Here is a 17,449-nt window from a genome sequence, read left to right on the forward strand (position 1 = left end):
CAGGCATCGGAACCTTTGGTCGTCAGGTATCACCTGAAGCTTGCCCCCTGGTGCACCGTTGCACGCAGATACAGAGTCTGGACATTGGCTATACAACAATCTTTACTTTAAATGTGGGGAGAGCGTGGATGAACAATGGATTTGTGATTGCTGCACTCAGTGCTGTGGTGCTGACAGCATGTGGTGGAGGCGGATCGAACGAAGTTCCTGCAGAGCCACCAACACCTCCTTCTACCCGCGCTAGCATTAAAGTGGTTGGCGGAGGATGGGAAGCAGGTGGTGGCGCCAACTATGCCGTCTCGCTAACACCGGACTACCGCAACTGGCCAGATCTGGTCGCCCAGCGACTGCGCGGCGAGGCGTTGTGCAACCGTTTTGTCCTAGTCGGTGCAGGCACCGTCATCGGCTGGACAGCGGGTAATGCCGTGTGCACCAGTTATGCTATCAACGACCATTCCCGTAGTAGCCTGACCAGCGGCCCCACCTCCTTAGAAACCGACGATGGCGTCAGCATCGTGGGGCAGTTGCAGCGAGCTGCAGCCGAGGGTCTGGGCGCCAACGACATCCTACTGGTAGGCACAGGCTACGCGCACATTCTGGAAGCCCGATCGGCACTCTCCCTCATTGGTGGCTTGGGCCCTGAAAGCGAGCGCATTGTCGTCGCCAACTATATCGAGAGGCTCGAGAGGCTGCTGGGCGCGGCGGAAGTCAACCGATTGCTGCCTACTGAACAGCGGACCCTTGTAACCGTCATTGATCTCTACATGAAGGCCTTGGCAGGTCGACTGGCAGATGCCATCGACCGGTATGCCCTCCAAAATGGGGTGACACGCGTCGCGGTACTCAACACCATACCAGCGCACCTACTGACAGGTACCGCGCATTCCGCCCAGAGCATGGCGAAGTTGGACCAGTGGACACAAAGCTTCAATACCGCGTTGGCACAACGATTTGCAACCAACACCAAGGTAAGGGTGGTGGATGGAGCCCTCCTGGTCAGAGAGCAGATCGCCAAACCGCAACAGTACGGATACGCCAACACAACTACACCGGCATGCGCCAGCGCCGCCAATCAAGAGTTGTGTTCCGCCAGCGAATTGGCCGCGCTTCCCGCCCCTACCGAAAGCTCGGACAAGAGCGCCACCTGGTGGAAGTCATACATGGTTTGGCAATGGGTCGACAGCAGCAGTTCATTCACGACCACCAAGCATCGTATTTCGCAGCACGCCCAAGATCACGTGGCCAATCTGGTCTTGGCGGAAATCAACAAGGCAGGCTGGAAATAATCAGACTCTCGGACGCACAGCGAGTGAGGGTGGACAGAAGAGGGGCGAGTGCCCACGACCCAGATACCACCACCCACTATCGCGAAGGCGCCAGTGGTGTGGCTAGGCTTGCGGGGGAGCCTGCGCTCATGCCCTGCGCATCCCACAGCTTGCGCAACTGCGACAGCTCGTTGTCAAACCGCGCATGCACGCGCCGCTTTTCCTGGTCTTGCCCCGCGATGAAGCGCTGCTGCTCGGCCAGGCTGTCGTCAATCTCAGCGATCTTGCGGCGCAGCGTCATGGGGGCCTTGTTGGGGTCCTTCTTGTAGAACTCCATCTCCACATCGAGCTTCTTGCGCTCCGCCTTCAGCTCCAGCATTCGCTTTTCTGCGGTGGCCGTCACGTCATCCACCATCTGGATGGCCGCAGCGCGCTCCACATCGTGGGCGGCCTTGTCGGGGTAGCGGGCCACCAGCACGCGTTCGCGGCGGCGCTCTTCCACCACACGGGCGCGCTCTTCGGCATCCTTGCGGTTCTGGGCGTCCTGGGCTGCGCGCTCCAGCTCGGTGAGCGAGGGGCCAATCTGGCGGCGCGTGATGCCCGAAGGGCTGAGTTCGCGCTGCTCGCGGTCCAGGCATTCCGGGATGGGTCGGTCGGCCGTCAGCCGACGGCCGTTGCGGTCCACGCACGTGTAGATACCGCCCGTCGCACCCTGGGACTGTGCCGAGGCCAGCTCTGCGCCCAGGGTGAGCAGCATCACCCCGCCCATGATCCACGCCGACTTGCTCAAATGGTCTACCCTTCGTTAACACCGTACCGCTGGCGATAGGCCAGCACCTTTTCGTGATGCGAGCGCATCCCCTCTTCCCCGTTTTGGGAGAGATACAGCAATAAGTCTGCCAACCGGGCAATGGCACACACCTGCATACCCAGTTGCTCGCGCACGTACTGCACGGCGCTGTGGTCCACGTCCTGGCCATTCTCCGTGGCTTTTTCCTGGCGGTCCAGCGCAATTGCAACCGCATGCGGCGTGGCACCCGCAGCGCGGATGATGGCGATGGACTCGCGGGCGGCGGTGCCAGCCGACATCACGTCGTCCACGATCAGCACCCGGCCTTTGAGGGGTGCGCCCACCAGCGTGCCGCCCTCGCCGTGGTCCTTGGCCTCCTTGCGGTTGTAGGCAAAGGGCACGTTGCGGCCCAGGCGCGCCAGCTCCACGGCCACGGTAGCGGCCAGCGGAATGCCCTTGTAGGCAGGGCCAAATACCATGTCGAATTCGATGCCGCTGGCCAGCAGGGCTTTTGCATAGAATTCCGCGAGCCGCCCGATCTTGCGGCCATCGTCGAACAGCCCTGCGTTGAAGAAATACGGGCTCAGGCGCCCCGCCTTGGTCTTGAATTCGCCAAACCGCAACACGCCCGATTCGACGGCAAAACGTACAAAATCCTGCGCCAGCTGGCCCTGTTCAGAGGTTTGCGCGCCAACATCCACCATGGGGAATTCCTTGTTCAAGTTAACCAGCCTCAATCTCAATGGCATCCGCTCGGCCACCAGCAAAGGCGTGGAAAGCTGGATGGCAGCCACGCGGCCGGATTGTATTTGTGTGCAGGAAGTGAAGGCCCAGGCGGCCGACATGGCCAACCGGTTCGAGCGCATGGCGGGCCTGCAGGGCCACTTCCACTTTGCCCAGAAAAAGGGCTATTCCGGCGTGGGCATCTATACCCGGCATGAGCCCTCTGATGTAGTCATTGGCTATGGGTCAGCAGAGTTCGATACAGAAGGTCGATATGTGGAGCTGCGTTTTGACACACCGGCCCGCAAGCTGTCGATCATCAGCGCTTACTTTCCGAGTGGTTCCTCGGGCGAAGAACGCCAGCAGGCCAAGTTCCGGTTTCTGGCCGAGATGCATCCCCACCTGATGAAAGTCAAGCGCGAACGTGACTTCATTCTGTGCGGCGACATCAACATTGCGCATCAGCAAATCGACCTCAAAAACTGGCGCAGCAACCAGAAAAACAGTGGTTTTTTACCCGAAGAACGGGCCTGGATGACAAAACTGTTGCACACAACTGATGAGGGCGGCGGCATCATAGACGTTTACCGTCAGTTACAACCTACCGCCACAGACACCGCCTACACATGGTGGAGCAACCGGGGGCAGGCGTATGCCAACAACGTGGGTTGGCGGCTGGACTACCACCTGGCCACCCCCGCGCTCGCGGCGCTGGCACGTGCTGAATCCATCTACAAAGGTGAAAAGTTCTCAGACCACGCTCCCATCACGGTGGACTATGACTTCAGCCTTTGACGATGCCCGCTCCTGACCCTTGATGACCGACACCGCTGTTCCCCCCTCCCTCCCCGCCCACGGATTCCGCCCGCCCAATGCGGAATCCTTGTGGAAACAGCTCTCCGCCCCCCATCCCACCGTCGGCAAGGCGCGGCACCTGGGTGAGGCGCTGATCCACGCCGGCATGCTGTCCCCGTCGGCCCTGCAAGACGGCCTGCAGACCCAGCAGCAGGAGCGCAGCGCCGGGCAAAACCGGCTAATAGGGCAGATCCTGGTGGATGACGGTGTCTTGACCCAGGAGCAGTTGCGCCAGGTCATTGCCGCGTGGCTGGGCGACTACACCGTGCACCCCGGCGACATCACCCCCGATCCGGCGGCCCTGGCCATGGTGCCCAGGGCGATGGCAGAGCGTGAATCGGTGCTGCCGCTGATTGCCCGCGATGACGCGCTGGTGCTGCTGATGGCCGACCCGCTCGATCGCGTGCTGCTGGACGAACTGCGGTTTCTCACGCAGCGGCGGCTCATTCCGCTGCAGGCCGCGCCAGGCACGCTGATGCCCGCCATCCACCGCGCCTACCGCACCCAGTCTGGCGGCGCCGACGCCACCACCGCTGCCCGCGCCACCTCGCGCGAGCTGGCCGCCAACCTGGGCAGCACCGTCCCGGACGCGGACTCCGAGCAGGCGGACGTGATCAGCGAGTCGGACAACACCCTGGTGCGGCTCATCAACTCGGTGATCGACGAAGCCATCCACCACCGCGCGTCCGACATCCACATCGAGACCGAGCCCGCGCCGCAGAACGTGCGCATCCGCCTGCGCATCGACGGCGACCTCACGCCCTACCTGGAGCTGCCCGCGCGCTACCGCTTTGCGATGGTGGCGCGCATCAAGATCATGGCGGGCATGGACATCTCCGAGCACCGCAAGCCCCAGGACGGCAAGATCGACTTCGCGCGCTTCGGAGGCCCGCCGGTGGAGCTGCGAGTGGTTACCGTGCCCACCTCGCGCGGGCTGGAAGACGTGGTGCTGCGCCTGCTGGCGGGTGCCAAGCCCCTGCCGCTGGAGAACATCGGCCTGAGCCAGCCCAACCTGCTGGCACTGCGCTCCGTGGTGCAAAAAAGTTATGGCCTGGTGCTGGTGTGCGGCCCTACGGGCTGCGGCAAGACGACCACGCTGCACTCGGTGGTGCGCGACATCAACACCGCAGGCCGCAAGATCTGGACGGCCGAAGACCCCATCGAGATCACGCAGGAGGGCCTGCGCCAGGTGCAGGTGAACCCGCGCATCGGCTGGACCTTTGCCGCCGCCATGCGCACTTTTTTGCGGGCCGACCCCGACGTGATCATGATCGGCGAGATGCGCGACGAGGAAACCGCGCGCATCGCCATCGAGGCCTCGCTGACGGGGCACCTGGTGCTGTCCACCCTGCACACCAACTCGGCGCCCGAGAGCATTGCGCGGCTGCTGGAGATTGGCCTGGACCCGTTCAACTTCTCCGATTCGCTGCTCGCCATCCTGGCCCAGCGCCTGGTGCGCCGCCTGTGCACAGCCTGCCGCGAGCCGCGTGTGGCCGACCACGACACGTTGCTGGGCCTGGCATCGCAGTACCTGGACAGCGGCACCAACAACTCCCCCGAGGCCCGCGAGGCACAGGTGGCGCGCTGGCGCCAGCAGCACGGCGGCGCACAGGGCGAGCTGCGCCTGTGGCGCCATGTGGGCTGCACGAAGTGCGAAGGCCATGGCTACCACGGCCGGCTGGGCATCCATGAGCTGATGATGAGCGACGAGACCATTCGCCAGCACATCCGCCACCGCGCCCCCGCCTCGGACATCCGCCACTCGGCTCTGGCCGCCGGCATGCTGACCCTGCGCCAAGACGGCATCGAGAAGGTGCTGCAGGGGCTGACCGACATGTCGGAAGTGGTCGCGGCAACCAACCTGTGAGGCGGGCCCACCGCCGATGATGCCTGCCGCCGGTTTTTTAGCCAAATTGGGCTCTAGCGCTTATCTGACAAGCGCTAGCAGCTATCAATCAATGAGTCCTTCCGAGAAGAGGAACTCGCCCACCGGCTTGCGCGCACCGCCGCCTCAGCGATCCAGCTCGTAGTGAAACACCTTGGCAATGATCTGCCAGCGCCCGTCCACGTGGATCAGGGTCAGCAGGTCGGTGAAGTGCTTGGGCAGGATGGCACATTCCACCCTGGCCAGGGCCGTCACCGGCCCGGCAAACTCGATGGACAGGATGCGCTCCTGCACCGTCTCGCCCCGGCTGGCGGGCGAGGGGCGCTGGTCCACGATGGGGAAATATTCCTCCATGCGCAGGATCACCGCCGGCTCGGCCGTGGCGCAGGCATAGACCGCCTGCGGGTGGAACACGCGGCGCAGGCGCTGTGTATCGCTGTGGCACAGGCCGTCGAAATATTCCTGCAGCACGGCGGCGACTGCGTCAAAGCGCGGGTCACTCATGGCGCGCTCCCGTCGGCGGCGGCGCGAGCGCGCTGGCGGCGCACGGTCACCGTTTCACCGGCCACGCCCCAGTTGTCGGTCTCGACCTCGTCGATCACGACAAAGGTGGTGGCGGGCTCCTTGTTCAGAACGCGCACCAGCAAATCGGTGGCGCCTTGGATCAGCGCCGCTTTTTGCGCACTGCTGACGCCTTCACGGGTCACTTTGATGTTGATGTAAGGCATGGCTATTTTCCTTGGAATGAAGCAATGGCCTCTCAGCCCAGCAACCCTTCGGCCCGCATCGCGGCCTGCACGGCGGGGCGCGCGGCCACACGGCGCAGGAAAGCCTGCAGATGGGCCAGGTCGCTGATGTCCAGCTTCACGAACTTGGCCCAGCCCAGCACCACAAAAAGATAGGCGTCGGCCGCCGTGAAGTGCTCGCCCGTCAGGTAGTTGCCGTCCTGCAGCTGCGCGTCCAGCCACTCCATCTTCTTGCGCAGCAGGGCGGCCAGCGCGGCCTTGGCGTTGTCGTCCAGCCCGGCGTGGAACAGGGGCGTGAAGGACTTGTGCAGCTCGGTGCTGACGTAGTTCTGCCACTCCATCACCCGGTAGCGCGCCCGCGTGCCGGCGGCCGGCATCAGTTGCGTGGCCTGGGCCTGGTCGGCGATGTATTGCGCAATGACCGGGCCTTCGGTGAGGCGGGAGCCGTCGTCCAGCTCCAGCACGGGCACCTGGCCTTTGGGGTTGATCGCATAGAAATCCTGCCCATCGGCCGTCTGGTGGCGCGCGGTATCGACCTTCTCCAGTTCGAAAGTGAGGCCACATTCCAGCAGCAGGATGTGGGGCGACAAGGAGCAGGCGGCGGGGGAAAAGTACAGCTTCATGGGGAGGCCTTGGGGGCGTGGTGGAAAGGTGAAACGATGGTATTGGCGATGCAAACAGCAATAAACTAGACACCAGTAATTTCACTGATTACATGAAGTAATAAACAGAACATGGCGCGCCAATTTGACGACCTGAAGCTGGGCAGCATCGAACTGTTCTGCCTGACCGCGCAGTGGCAAAGCTTCACGGCCGCCGCCCAGGCGGCCGGGCTGACGGCGGCGGCCGTGAGCCGATCGGTGGCGCGCATGGAGGCGCGCCTGGGCGTGCGGCTGTTCCAGCGCACCACGCGCCAGGTGCGGCTGACCGACGCAGGCAAGCGCTACTACGAGCAATGCCGCCAGGCGCTGGGCCAGCTGGCCGAGGCAGAACGCGAGCTGTCGGGCCAACAGCAAAGCCCGGCAGGCCTCGTGCGCTTCAGCCTGCCCACCTCCTACGGGCACTGCCGCATCCTGCCCCTGCTGCCCGCATTTGCGCAGGCCTACCCCGACGTGGAGCTGGAGCTGCAGTTGAGCAACCGCAACGTGGACTTCACCGAAGAAGGCTTTGACCTGGCCGTGCGCGGTCGAGCCCCCATCGACTCGGGGCTGGTGGCGCGCAAGCTGGAGGACGCCGCCCTGGTGGTGGTCGCTGCCCCGGCGTACCTGGCGCGTTGCGGCACGCCGCATGCCATCGCCGACCTGGCGGCGCACGAATGCATCCAGTTTGTGCTGCCCAGCAGCGGCCAGGCGGTGCCATGGATACTGCGCGACGCCGCCGGGCGCGATGTGGAGGTGCCCACCCAAGGCCACCTGCGCTGTGCCGACGACATCCTGGGCCCCGTGACCCTGGCGCGTGCAGGCGCAGGGCTGCTGCAGACCTACCGCTTCATTGTGGAGGCCGATCTGCACGGCGGCGCCTTGCGGGAGGTGCTGCCCGCCCATGCCGGTGCCTCTCGCCCGTTTTCGCTGCTGTATCCCGCCAACCGGCACATGCCGCTGCGCGTGCGCGTGCTGGTGGATTTCCTCGTCGATCGGCTGGCACGGGCTTGAGCCTCTCCCGGCCGCCGTGCGCCAGGCCTGCAAAAATACACACCACCACCTCACCCACCATGCTCCACTACCTCACCATCCCCGTCACCGCGTTCCAGCAAAACTGCTCCCTCGTCTGGTGCGACGCCACCCACAAAGCCGCCGTGATCGACCCCGGCGGCGACCTGGAGGTGCTGCTGGCAGAGATCCAGCGCCTAGGCCTCACGCTCGAACAGATCTGGCTCACCCACGCCCACATCGACCACGCGGGCGGCACGGGCGAGCTGGCAGAGCGGCTTTCGCTGCCCATCGTTGGCCCCCACCCGGGTGACCAGTTCTGGATTGACGGCCTGCCGCAGCAAAGCGCGATGTTTGGGTTTCCGCCCGCGCAGCACTTCACGCCCACGCGCTGGCTGCACGATGGCGACACGGTGCAGATCGGCAACGAGACCCTGAACGTGCGCCACTGCCCCGGGCACACGCCAGGGCATGTGGTGTTCCACGCGCCGCAGATCGACCGGGCGTTTGTGGGCGATGTGCTGTTTGCGGGCAGCATGGGCCGCACGGATTTCCCGCAGGGCAACCACCAGCAGCTCATCGACAGCATCACCCAGCGCTTGTGGCCCATGGGCAACCAGACAGTGTTCATCCCGGGGCACGGTCCGGAGAGCACTTTCGGGCGTGAGCGCCAGAGCAATCCCTACGTGGGCGGGACCTGAGACGTGCCTGAAGAGCCTCAGAAAATTCCCGCAGCGCTTCACTGCACATCGCCTCATTAGTATCTTTTTGATAGCTGCCAGCGCTTGATGGACAAACGCTAGCGGCAAATTTGACTACTAAATTATCCTTTTAGGAGGTAGCCCCGCCCCACCCAGGCGCCCGCCCGGGGCGGATATGCGCGGCAAAAGCGGCCAGTTCTGCGGACCGCCGATGGTCTGCATGCTTACGATGTATCGTGTTGTAAGCAGCCTGTGGCACCCTTGCCCAGGCTCCATCCGCCCCGCCCCGCTTTCGCGCCATGAACCCCACCTTCAAGCCACGCCCTCCCCTAGCACCGCAGCGTGGCTCCAGCCTGGCGGGCAAGGCCTACTGGGCCATGGTGCAGCGGGTGGCGCTGACCGCTGCGGCTATCGATGTCGGCTACATCGCGCTGTTTTTGTGGCTGGGATCGCTGCCGCTGGCGGCCATCAACGTGGTCAGCATCGGCATGTACCTGGGCGCATACCGGCTCATACAGAAACGCTACAACGTGGCCGGGCTGTTGCTGATCTGGCTGGAGGTGGTGGGGCACTCGGCATTGGGATCGCTGCTCATCGGCTGGGACAGCGGATTTCACTACTACCTGCTGATGTTCATTCCTGCCATCGTGATTGCCAATACGCGCGGGTATGCCGCACCGATGGTGCTGGCGTTGCTGGCGTACTACCTGGGCCTGCATGCACTGAGCAGCCACCTGGGTCCGCTCGACCCCCTGCCCGCCCGCAGCGTCAACATCGTGAACTGGGTACACATCTGTCTGGTGTTCGCCATGTCGGCCGCGCTGTCGGCCTTCTACCGCCGCACGATCCTGATCGCGGAGGCCCGCTTGCGCAAGCAGGCCACGCTCGATGCGCTGACCGGCCTGGCCAACCGCAGCCACTTCGAAGCCCTGTCCACCAACGCGCTGGCGCGCAGCCAGCGCGACGGTGCGCCAGTCACCCTGCTGCTGTGTGATGTGGACTTGTTCAAACGGATCAACGACCAATACGGCCACGCCGTGGGTGACGAGGTACTGGTGGCCATGGCCAAAGTGCTGGCCGCCAACCTGCGCGAAGGGGACGTGCTGGCGCGTTGGGGCGGCGAGGAGTTTTTGGCGCTGATGCCCGCCAGCCCGCTGGACGCCGCCTGTGCCACCGCCGAACGCATCCGCGCCGCCATCGAGCAAACGCCGCTGGACGTGGGCCAGGCGCCCATTGCGCTGACCATGTCGTTTGGCGTGGCCCAGGTGCACAGCGCCGAAGACCTGCAAGCTGCCATTGCACGCGCCGACAAGGCGCTGTACCAAAGCAAGAACGCGGGCCGCAACCGGGTGAGCGTGGCATAGCTCCACGGCAGCCAAATTCTTAGTCAAACTGGCCGCTATCGCTTATTCATCAAGCGCTAATAGCTATTAAAACAGTAGCATCAGGATTCCCAGGCACCTTTCGATGGCGCGCCTCTGCCACCCACCCGCCGTCCACGACTACCCGTTGCGCCGCGCCGCCTCGTACAGGCCCTGCACTTTGGGCACATTCACCTCCAGCTCACGGATGCGCGCGGGGCCTGAAGGGTGTGTGGACAAAAACGCCAGCCCGCCCTGCTTGCTGCCGCTGGCGTTGCCCATCTTCTGCCACAGGCTTACGGCGGCCGAGGGCTGGTAGCCTGCGCGGGCGGCCAGCTCCAGCCCCACCAGGTCGGCATCCGTCTCGTCCGAGCGGCTGAACTGCAGCGTGAGCAGCTGCCCACCCAGCCCCGCCGCCGCCTGGCCCAGGTCGCCAAGCCCCAGCAGCTGCGAGCCCAGGCGCAGCGCCAGGTTGGTGCCCTGTGTCTTGGCGATGCGCTCTCTCGCATGTTCGCGCAGCGCGTGGGCCATTTCGTGGCCCATGATCATGGCGGTCTCATCGTCGGTGAGCTTGAGCTGGTCCAGGATGCCGGTGTAGAACGCAATCTTGCCGCCAGGCATGCAGAAGGCGTTGATCTGCGAACTGCCGATGAGGTTGACCTCCCAGCGCCATTGTTTGGCGCGGTCGTTCCACGGCATGGTGTGCGGAATCAGCCGCTTGGCGATGGCGTGCAGGCGCTGCAGCTGCGGGTGGTCGCTGGGTGCCAGCGCGCGCTTGGCCTTGGCCTGCTGCAGCATCTGCTGGTACTGCTGGGCTGCGGAGTTTTCCAGCGTTTCAGCGGGCACCAGCTTGCGCAGGCTGGATGCCGAGCCCACCTCGACCTGCGCGAGCACTGGCGCCGCAGCGCTGGCGCCTGCCGCCAGCAGGAAGGCGCGGCGCGGCGACCACGGGGACGAGGGCGCAACAGAGGGAGTGGGGCAGAAAAGACACATACAAGGCGATCCCAGAAGGAATAATGAGCAGAGCTGGCACACAACACACCAGAGTCTGCCGCGCAGATGGAGGCCGGCAGGCTGGCTACAAGGGTGTGTCGGCGATGATAGACAAAACCTCCGCGCGCCCATGTCAGACACCTCCACTTCATCCGCCCCCAACCTCACCCCGGAAAAGCCGCACCGCACGCCCTGGCTGCAGACCCTGCGCGTGTACCTGGAGCCCGCCAGCCTGCGCATGCTTACGCTCGGGTTCTCGGCCGGGCTGCCACTGCTGCTGGTACTGGGCACGCTGAGCTTTCGCCTGCGCGAGGCGGGCATTGACCGTAGCACCATCGGCTACCTGAGCTGGGTGGGCCTGGCCTATGGCTTCAAGTGGGTGTGGGCACCACTGGTAGACCGGCTGCCGATTCCGCTGCTCACACACGCGCTGGGGCGCAGGCGCAGCTGGCTGCTGCTGTCGCAGGCGCTGATCGTGGCTGGGCTGGTGGGCATGGCGCTGGCCGACCCGCGCCAGACCCTGGGGCCCATCGTGTGGTGCGCGTTGGCCGTGGCATTTGGCTCGGCCACGCAGGACATCGCGCTCGATGCGTTTCGCATCGAATCCGCCGACGCCAACCACCAGGCGGCGCTGGCAGCGTCGTACCAGACGGGCTACCGCCTGGCCATGATCTGGGCCGGAGCGGGCGTGTTGTGGATTGCAGCGCGCTCCGAGGTGACGCCCGCCGTGGGCCAGGCCATCGCACAAGGCGCTGCGGCCTACCAGAACAGCGCGTGGCAAGTGGCGTACCTGGGGATGGCGGCCTCGATGGCCGTGGGCGTGGTCACCGTGCTGTTCTCACGCGAGCCCGCGCCCGTGCAACTGCCCCCTGCGCGCAACGCGGCGGAGTGGATCCAGAGCGCCATGGTGGAACCTTTTGCCGATTTTCTGCGCCGCTATGGCTGGCACGCGGCGCTGATCCTGGCGCTGATCGCCGTGTACCGCATCAGCGATGTAGTGATGGGCATCATGGCCAACCCGTTCTATGTGGACATGGGCTTCACCAAGGACGAGGTCGCCGCCGTGACCAAGATCTACGGCGTGATCATGACGCTGGCCGGCGCCTTTGTGGGCGGCGTGTTATCGATGCGGTTTGGCGTGATGCGCATCCTGATGCTGGGCGCCATCCTGAGCGCGGCCAGCAACCTGCTGTTCGCCTGGCTGGCGGGCCACGGACACGACGTGACGGCGCTGATTGCCGTGGTGTCGGCCGACAACCTGGCCAGTGGCATTGCGTCGGCCGCATTCATTGCCTATCTGTCGAGCCTGACGAACGTGAGTTACTCGGCCACGCAGTACGCACTGTTCAGCTCGATGATGTTGCTGCTGCCGAAATTCGTGGCGGGTTTCTCTGGCGATTACGTGAATGCGTTTGGCTATGCGCAGTTCTTCACATCGACGGCGCTGCTGGGGCTGCCGGTGCTGGTGCTGGTGTGGCTGGCATCGCGGGTGCAGGCTCCCCCAGCAACGCAATCCGCACACACGTCCCCTGGCCCGGCACAGACGTGACATCCAGCTGCGCGCCGATAGCCTGCGCGCGTGCGCGCATGTTGGCCAGGCCCTGTCCGCCGTGCATGTGGGCGGGGTCCCTCATGCCCACACCGTTGTCGGCGATCTCCAGCACCAGGTGCGGCGGGTGGCTCGGCCCAGCCTCATGGCGAGCGCTGACCCGCACCGTGCTGGCCTGCGCATGCCTCAGCACGTTGGTGAATGCCTCCAGCAGGATGCGCTGGATCTGAAGCACCCTGTGCGGCGTGAGGCTGTCCAGCGTAGGCAGTTCTTCGTCAACCTGCCAATCGACCGAGATGCCCGAGGCGGCCAGCCGCGGTTGTAGCCGGTAGCGCAGCGTGGCCAGCACGGTGGCCAGGTCACCGTCCACCGGCTGCATGGCGTCCACGGCCATGCGCAGTTCATCGAGCGCCGCGTGGGCATGCTCACGCAGCGCGGCCCGGCTGGACCGGCCTTTGCCAATGAGGCTGAGCAGCCCCACCAGTTGCGAGCCGACGCCGTCGTGGATGTCGCGCATGATGCGCTGGCGCTCCTGCAGGGCCGCGTGCTGCTCATGCTCCTGCTGCAGGAGCGCGTAGCTGACCTCAAGCTCACGCTCACGCTGGCGCACCTTCTCGTCCAGGGAATTGCTCAGGGCCTGGTATGCACGCACCTGGCGGGCATAACGACTCAGGATCAGCCAGCCCATGAGCAGCACGAACAGCATGGTGGCCAGGGGAAGATAGGAAGAGCGGCCCACGCTTTCGGTGGACACCCGAATTTCCAGGAAGTCATACAGGCCTGCGCCTATGGGGATGAAGCTGGCAAGACACAACGCTACGGCCTCTGGTTGCCTCACCACCAAGGCTTCGCGGGCCGCCACGGCATATGCCCAGAAAGACGGCACGAACAGCAGCGCCAAGCCAGCAGTCCAACACCAAGGCTTTCCCATACCATAGCCCCCCCAAACCAGCGCGGCCTCGGCCACCACCAAGGCCCAGAAGCCCCGCCGGACGCCGATGCCGTCGCGACCCAGCAACGCAAGCGAGAAGCGCACCAGCAGCAGCATGTGCACTGTCAATGAGAAGGCCACGATCCCTCCCCACAGTGGCCAGCCCAGCGGAGGCACTTCCCACAGCCGGTCGCCGTATCGCAGCATTCCAAAAGGTGCACACAGCGCAAAGTAGCCATACACGGGTTCACGGGTCAGATGCCAGAGCCCCCCGGCAATCACACCCGTGAGTGCAAGCGCAAACACCACAGCGACAGCCCCCCACTGCCGCCAGACATAGCGCTCGCGGTACTGCGGCAGCAAGTTGACCTCTGGTCCGAAGCGTGGCGCGGCCAACCCACCCCAACGCACCGGTTGCACCGCCACGCGCACCACCAGCACCGTGGGAGCGGTGGTGGACAGGAGGCTCGCTGGCACCGGCACCCACAGCGGCGCTTTGGTCGCATCGTGGCGGCTATCGCCCAGAACGCCGCGATGCGCAATCAAGTCGCCCCCAACAAAGATCTCCACCTGATTTCCGACACGAGGAAAAAAGAGCCCCCGAAGAACCCCATCCGACGCAACTGGCGGCAACTCCAGCTGATAACGAGCACGCCCCGCACGACCCGGGTAGACCTTGTCCCAAAGGTGGGGAAGTGTCACCCGACCTGACCATGCCGCGGCACCTTCAGGCTCCAGGTAGGCACGCGCGAACTCAAGGGTGAGAGGCTCCTCCTGCGCGAAGGCCCCGCCACACAGCAGCAGGGACAACACTCCGCTTCCGAAAAACCGGAGAAGCACCGCCAGCGCCCTTTGGAGCAGACCGCCCCTACAAGAGCCCCAGTTGCCGCGCCTCATAGATCGCTTCAGTCTTGGAATGAACCGCCAACTTGCTGTAGATATTCTTGACATGCGACTGGACAGTAGACGCAGCGATACCAAGGATCTCGGCAGTTTCCGAATAGGTATATCCCCGCGCAAGCTTGGCCAGGATATCCCGCTCTCGGGTGGTCAGCGCCTCGACAGCAACCGGTGCGCCCTGCTGCAACGCCACAGGAGACAGTCGTGCCAGCAACTGCCGCGCGATGATGGGCGTCATCGGAGACCCCCCCGCATTCAGACTCAGCACATGTTCAGCCAAGTCGTCTTCCGTCCCGTCCTTCAGCAAGTAGCCGCGCGCGCCCGCCTCGAAAGCCCGCATCATGTTTGCTTCGTCGCCGAACATGGTGATCACCATGATCTCGGTCCCTCGCGACAGCTTCTGGCATTCACGGATCACATCCAGGCCCGATCCATCCGGCAAGCCCAGATCCACCAAAAGGACATCTACGCTGTTCTGGCGCAGCCAAGCCACCATCTCGCCCACCGTGCCCGCAGAGTAGGCCAGCCACAGGCGGTCGGCCCGCGCCAGCGCGTGCTCGAACCGCCGCCGCGTGCGCGGATCGTCCTCCACGATCGCCACGGAGACGTCGCGCCCGGACGGGGCAAGGCGAGGCTCCGGGAGCGTCATGCGGACGGCGGGCTGGCGCCGTGGCATCCCGGCGTAAGGAAGGGGGAATTCATGCTCCGAGCGTAGGGGCAAAGCAGTGCCCACACAAGAAGAAGCTGCGCCTCCTGCGCATGGCATGCGTGCAACACAAGCGGCCCGGGCGGGACCGCGCGGCAGGGCAAGTTTGACCGCGGTCGTACGGCTGCACGGGCTTGGTGGCTTTACGGGAGGTTTACATGGCCGACAACGCACCGAGACAGCCCTTGGCGACCATGAAGCCACCCGCTACTACACTGCCCCCATGAGTTCCCAACTGCTGATGATCGAAGACGACGCCCGCCTCGCACAGATGGTGGGCGAGTACCTGGGCCAGTCGGGCCTGCAGGTCACGCACCGCGCGGACGGCAAGAGTGGCCTGGCGCAGCTGCAGGGACCCGACGCCGGGCCGCTGCCCGACCTCGTGATCCTGGACCTCATGCTGCCCGACATGGACGGCCTGGAAGTGTGCCGGCGCATCCGCTCGTTGCAAGGCCATGCGGCCCAGGTGCCGGTGCTCATGCTCACCGCCAAGGGCGACCCTATGGACCGCATCATCGGCCTGGAGCTGGGTGCCGACGATTACCTGCCCAAACCGTTTGAGCCGCGCGAGCTGCTGGCCCGCATCCGCGCCATCCTGCGCCGCCGCACTGATGGCGGCAATGCAACGGCGGCCACGCAGGTCCTGCGTTTTGGCACGCTGGAGATCGACCGCGACGCCCGCACCGTGACCGTGGCAGGCGAGCTGGCCGACCTCACCTCCTACCAGTTCGATTTGCTCGTGGCGCTCGCCGAGCGCGCGGGTCGCGTGCTCACGCGCGACCAGATCATGGAGGCCGTGCGCGGCCGCGAGCTGGAGGCGTTTGACCGCTCCATCGACGTGCACATGGGTCGCATCCGTGCCGCCATCGAGGCCGACGCCAAGAACCCGCGCCGCATCCTCACGGTGCGTGGCGTGGGCTACGTTTTTGCGAAACAACAGGATTAGCCATGCCCCCTGAGTCGCTTCGCGCCATCCCCCACAGGGGGACGCCGCCAGCGCGGCGGGGCGGCCCTTGCGCGGCGGCCACTGGCCTGTGCTGCGCCAGTTTCCAGCAGCGCGCGTGCTGCGGATATTGACGCTGACGCTAATCGAGTTTCAATGTCACTTTCCACTCCCTTCTCCCGCCGTCTGTACCTGCGCATCTGGCTGGCCGTGGTCGGCGGCATCGCGGTGCTGACGCTGACCGTGGGCTGGGCCTGGCGCATGGCCGAGGAACAAAAGGCGCAGAACGCCCAGCCGTTCGTGCCGCCCTCGCGCGAGATGGTGCTGCGCGATCCCAACGGCACGCAGGTGCTCAAGGGCCTGGCCACGCGCCAGCCCAGCGAGCCGGGCGAAGGCATTGAATTCCAGATCCAATCGGACACTGGGCAGGTCTTTCTGCTGCAGATGGCGCCTCGCCAGCCACGCGGCGATCGGAGCGGCCGACCCGGAGGTCCGAACCAGGGCGACGCCGCGTTCTGGACCCGGCCACCGTTCGGCTTTTTGTGGCTGCTGGGCATCGTGGGCCTGGCCGTGGCCGTGGGTGTGTACCCCATCATCCGGCGCCTCACGCTGCGGCTCGAAGCCCTGCAACGCAGCGTGCAAAAGTTTGGCGAGGGTGACCTGTCGGTGCGTGTGCCCGAGCAAGGGCAGGACGAAGTGGCCGACCTCGCGCGCCAGTTCAACGCCGCCGCTGCGCGCGTGGAAACGCTGGTCAAGTCGCACAAATCGCTGCTGGCCAACGCCTCGCACGAACTGCGCTCACCGCTCACCCGCATCCGCATGGGGCTGGAGCTGATGGGCGGGCAGCAGCCCTCGCCCGCGTTCCGTGAGGAAATCCTGCGCAACATTGCCGAGCTGGACCAGCTGGTGGACGAGATCCTGCTGGCCAGTCGCCTGGATGCACGCGAAGCCGATGTGGGTACCGTGGAGCTGGTGGATCTGATCGGTCTGGCCGCCGAAGAGTGTGCACGCGTGGACGCCGATCTGGACGTGAGTTCGGACTCCGTGGATGTGCGCGGCATCCCAAAGCTTCTGCGCCGCGCCATCCGCAACCTGTTGGAAAACGCCCGGCGCTACAGCACCGGCGAGATCACCCTGGTGGTCGAACGCCGCCAGGGTCACGCCGAGGTGCGCGTGTGCGACCGGGGTCCGGGCGTGCCCGTGACCCACCGTGAACGCATCTTCGAGCCCTTCTACCGCTTGCCCGGCGCCAGCGAGCGCGCCGGGGGCGTGGGCCTGGGGCTGGCGCTGGTGCGCTCGATTGCAGGGCGCCACAACGGCACGGTGCACTGCGAGGACCGGCCGGATGGCGCGAGTGGCGCGTGCTTTGTGCTGCGGTTGCCCCTCCCCCAATAGCTATCACATCGATAGCTGCATGCGCTCATTGGATAAGCGCTACAGGCCATTTTTAGC

Annotated in this window: 17 protein-coding genes; 9 read left to right on the forward strand and 8 right to left on the reverse strand. The window is 65.1% G+C overall.

The window, feature by feature from the left end; genetic code table 11:
* Nucleotides 1-128: 128 nt before the first annotated feature.
* Nucleotides 129-1,286 (forward strand): hypothetical protein, encoded by a 1,158-nt coding sequence (locus ACQ4MJ_RS19670; RefSeq protein ID WP_431151565.1) that lies wholly within the window; start codon nucleotides 129-131, stop codon nucleotides 1,284-1,286.
* A gap of 76 nt (nucleotides 1,287-1,362) precedes the next feature.
* Here the strand turns inward: ACQ4MJ_RS19670 and ACQ4MJ_RS19675 are convergent, their stop codons facing one another.
* Both ACQ4MJ_RS19675 and pyrE read right to left on the reverse strand, forming a co-directional pair.
* Nucleotides 1,363-2,055 carry a DUF4124 domain-containing protein gene (locus ACQ4MJ_RS19675; protein WP_431151564.1) on the reverse strand — a complete coding sequence of 231 codons (693 nt, stop codon included), beginning with the start codon at nucleotides 2,053-2,055 and terminating at the stop codon, nucleotides 1,363-1,365.
* A gap of 5 nt (nucleotides 2,056-2,060) precedes the next feature.
* A complete protein-coding gene (gene pyrE, locus ACQ4MJ_RS19680) occupies nucleotides 2,061-2,759 on the reverse strand; it encodes an orotate phosphoribosyltransferase (RefSeq protein ID WP_055394401.1) in 699 nt (232 codons plus the stop codon).
* Between the two features lie 10 nt (nucleotides 2,760-2,769).
* Between pyrE and ACQ4MJ_RS19685 the strand changes: the two genes are divergently transcribed.
* Both ACQ4MJ_RS19685 and ACQ4MJ_RS19690 read left to right on the forward strand, forming a co-directional pair.
* A complete protein-coding gene (locus tag ACQ4MJ_RS19685; protein WP_431151563.1) occupies nucleotides 2,770-3,573 on the forward strand; it encodes an exodeoxyribonuclease III in 804 nt (267 codons plus the stop codon).
* 22 nt (nucleotides 3,574-3,595) lie between these two features.
* The gene (locus ACQ4MJ_RS19690; RefSeq protein WP_431151562.1) at nucleotides 3,596-5,500 is read left to right on the forward strand and encodes a GspE/PulE family protein; all 1,905 of its coding nucleotides are present in this window, start codon (nucleotides 3,596-3,598) and stop codon (nucleotides 5,498-5,500) included.
* A 144-nt stretch (nucleotides 5,501-5,644) separates the two neighbouring features.
* On the opposite strand, the gene ACQ4MJ_RS19695 is transcribed toward ACQ4MJ_RS19690, so the two are convergent.
* From ACQ4MJ_RS19695 to gstA, 3 genes are read right to left on the reverse strand one after another with little or no spacing between them, the layout of a single operon-like run.
* Nucleotides 5,645-6,022 (reverse strand): nuclear transport factor 2 family protein, encoded by a 378-nt coding sequence (locus ACQ4MJ_RS19695; RefSeq protein WP_055400737.1) that lies wholly within the window; start codon nucleotides 6,020-6,022, stop codon nucleotides 5,645-5,647.
* Nucleotides 6,019-6,246, reverse strand: a complete 228-nt coding sequence (locus tag ACQ4MJ_RS19700; protein WP_121421962.1) for a tautomerase family protein — start codon at nucleotides 6,244-6,246, stop codon at nucleotides 6,019-6,021. Before ACQ4MJ_RS19700 ends, ACQ4MJ_RS19695 begins: the two co-directional genes overlap by 4 nt.
* A gap of 32 nt (nucleotides 6,247-6,278) precedes the next feature.
* Nucleotides 6,279-6,887: a glutathione transferase GstA gene (gstA, locus tag ACQ4MJ_RS19705; protein ID WP_431151561.1), complete on the reverse strand. Its 609-nt coding sequence runs from the start codon at nucleotides 6,885-6,887 to the stop codon at nucleotides 6,279-6,281.
* Between the two features lie 111 nt (nucleotides 6,888-6,998).
* Here gstA and ACQ4MJ_RS19710 point away from each other — a divergent pair, with 111 nt between their 5' ends.
* The 3 genes from ACQ4MJ_RS19710 to ACQ4MJ_RS19720 all read left to right on the forward strand — a co-directional run bounded on the left by ACQ4MJ_RS19710 (nucleotide 6,999) and on the right by ACQ4MJ_RS19720 (nucleotide 9,978).
* On the forward strand, nucleotides 6,999-7,916 hold the full coding sequence (locus tag ACQ4MJ_RS19710) for a LysR substrate-binding domain-containing protein (protein ID WP_431151560.1): 918 nt from the start codon (nucleotides 6,999-7,001) through the stop codon (nucleotides 7,914-7,916).
* Nucleotides 7,917-7,975: 59 nt separating this feature from the next.
* On the forward strand, nucleotides 7,976-8,614 hold the full coding sequence (locus tag ACQ4MJ_RS19715) for an MBL fold metallo-hydrolase (RefSeq protein ID WP_431151559.1): 639 nt from the start codon (nucleotides 7,976-7,978) through the stop codon (nucleotides 8,612-8,614).
* Nucleotides 8,615-8,913: 299 nt separating this feature from the next.
* Nucleotides 8,914-9,978 carry a GGDEF domain-containing protein gene (locus ACQ4MJ_RS19720; RefSeq protein WP_431151558.1) on the forward strand — a complete coding sequence of 355 codons (1,065 nt, stop codon included), beginning with the start codon at nucleotides 8,914-8,916 and terminating at the stop codon, nucleotides 9,976-9,978.
* A gap of 138 nt (nucleotides 9,979-10,116) precedes the next feature.
* Here the strand turns inward: ACQ4MJ_RS19720 and ACQ4MJ_RS19725 are convergent, their stop codons facing one another.
* A complete protein-coding gene (locus tag ACQ4MJ_RS19725; RefSeq protein WP_431151557.1) occupies nucleotides 10,117-10,968 on the reverse strand; it encodes a M48 family metallopeptidase in 852 nt (283 codons plus the stop codon).
* Nucleotides 10,969-11,098: 130 nt separating this feature from the next.
* On the opposite strand from ACQ4MJ_RS19725, the gene ACQ4MJ_RS19730 reads away from it, so the two are divergent.
* Nucleotides 11,099-12,517, forward strand: coding sequence for an AmpG family muropeptide MFS transporter (locus tag ACQ4MJ_RS19730; RefSeq protein WP_431151556.1), 1,419 nt, complete (start codon nucleotides 11,099-11,101; stop codon nucleotides 12,515-12,517).
* On the opposite strand, the gene ACQ4MJ_RS19735 is transcribed toward ACQ4MJ_RS19730, so the two are convergent.
* Both ACQ4MJ_RS19735 and ACQ4MJ_RS19740 read right to left on the reverse strand, forming a co-directional pair.
* Nucleotides 12,399-14,018, reverse strand: a complete 1,620-nt coding sequence (locus tag ACQ4MJ_RS19735; RefSeq protein WP_431151555.1) for a sensor histidine kinase — start codon at nucleotides 14,016-14,018, stop codon at nucleotides 12,399-12,401. The two genes, ACQ4MJ_RS19730 and ACQ4MJ_RS19735, sit on opposite strands and share 119 nt — an antisense overlap.
* A gap of 298 nt (nucleotides 14,019-14,316) precedes the next feature.
* Nucleotides 14,317-14,997, reverse strand: coding sequence for a response regulator (locus ACQ4MJ_RS19740; RefSeq protein WP_431151554.1), 681 nt, complete (start codon nucleotides 14,995-14,997; stop codon nucleotides 14,317-14,319).
* Nucleotides 14,998-15,277: 280 nt separating this feature from the next.
* On the opposite strand from ACQ4MJ_RS19740, the gene ACQ4MJ_RS19745 reads away from it, so the two are divergent.
* Both ACQ4MJ_RS19745 and ACQ4MJ_RS19750 read left to right on the forward strand, forming a co-directional pair.
* Complete coding sequence (locus ACQ4MJ_RS19745) at nucleotides 15,278-16,000, forward strand: response regulator transcription factor (RefSeq protein ID WP_055401574.1); 723 nt, start codon at nucleotides 15,278-15,280, stop codon at nucleotides 15,998-16,000.
* Between the two features lie 153 nt (nucleotides 16,001-16,153).
* Nucleotides 16,154-17,392, forward strand: coding sequence for a HAMP domain-containing sensor histidine kinase (locus ACQ4MJ_RS19750; protein ID WP_228897664.1), 1,239 nt, complete (start codon nucleotides 16,154-16,156; stop codon nucleotides 17,390-17,392).
* The last annotated feature ends 57 nt before the right edge of the window (nucleotides 17,393-17,449 follow it).

It is taken from the genome of Acidovorax facilis (genome assembly GCF_050626955.1).
Lineage (GTDB): Bacteria > Pseudomonadota > Gammaproteobacteria > Burkholderiales > Burkholderiaceae_C > Acidovorax > Acidovorax facilis.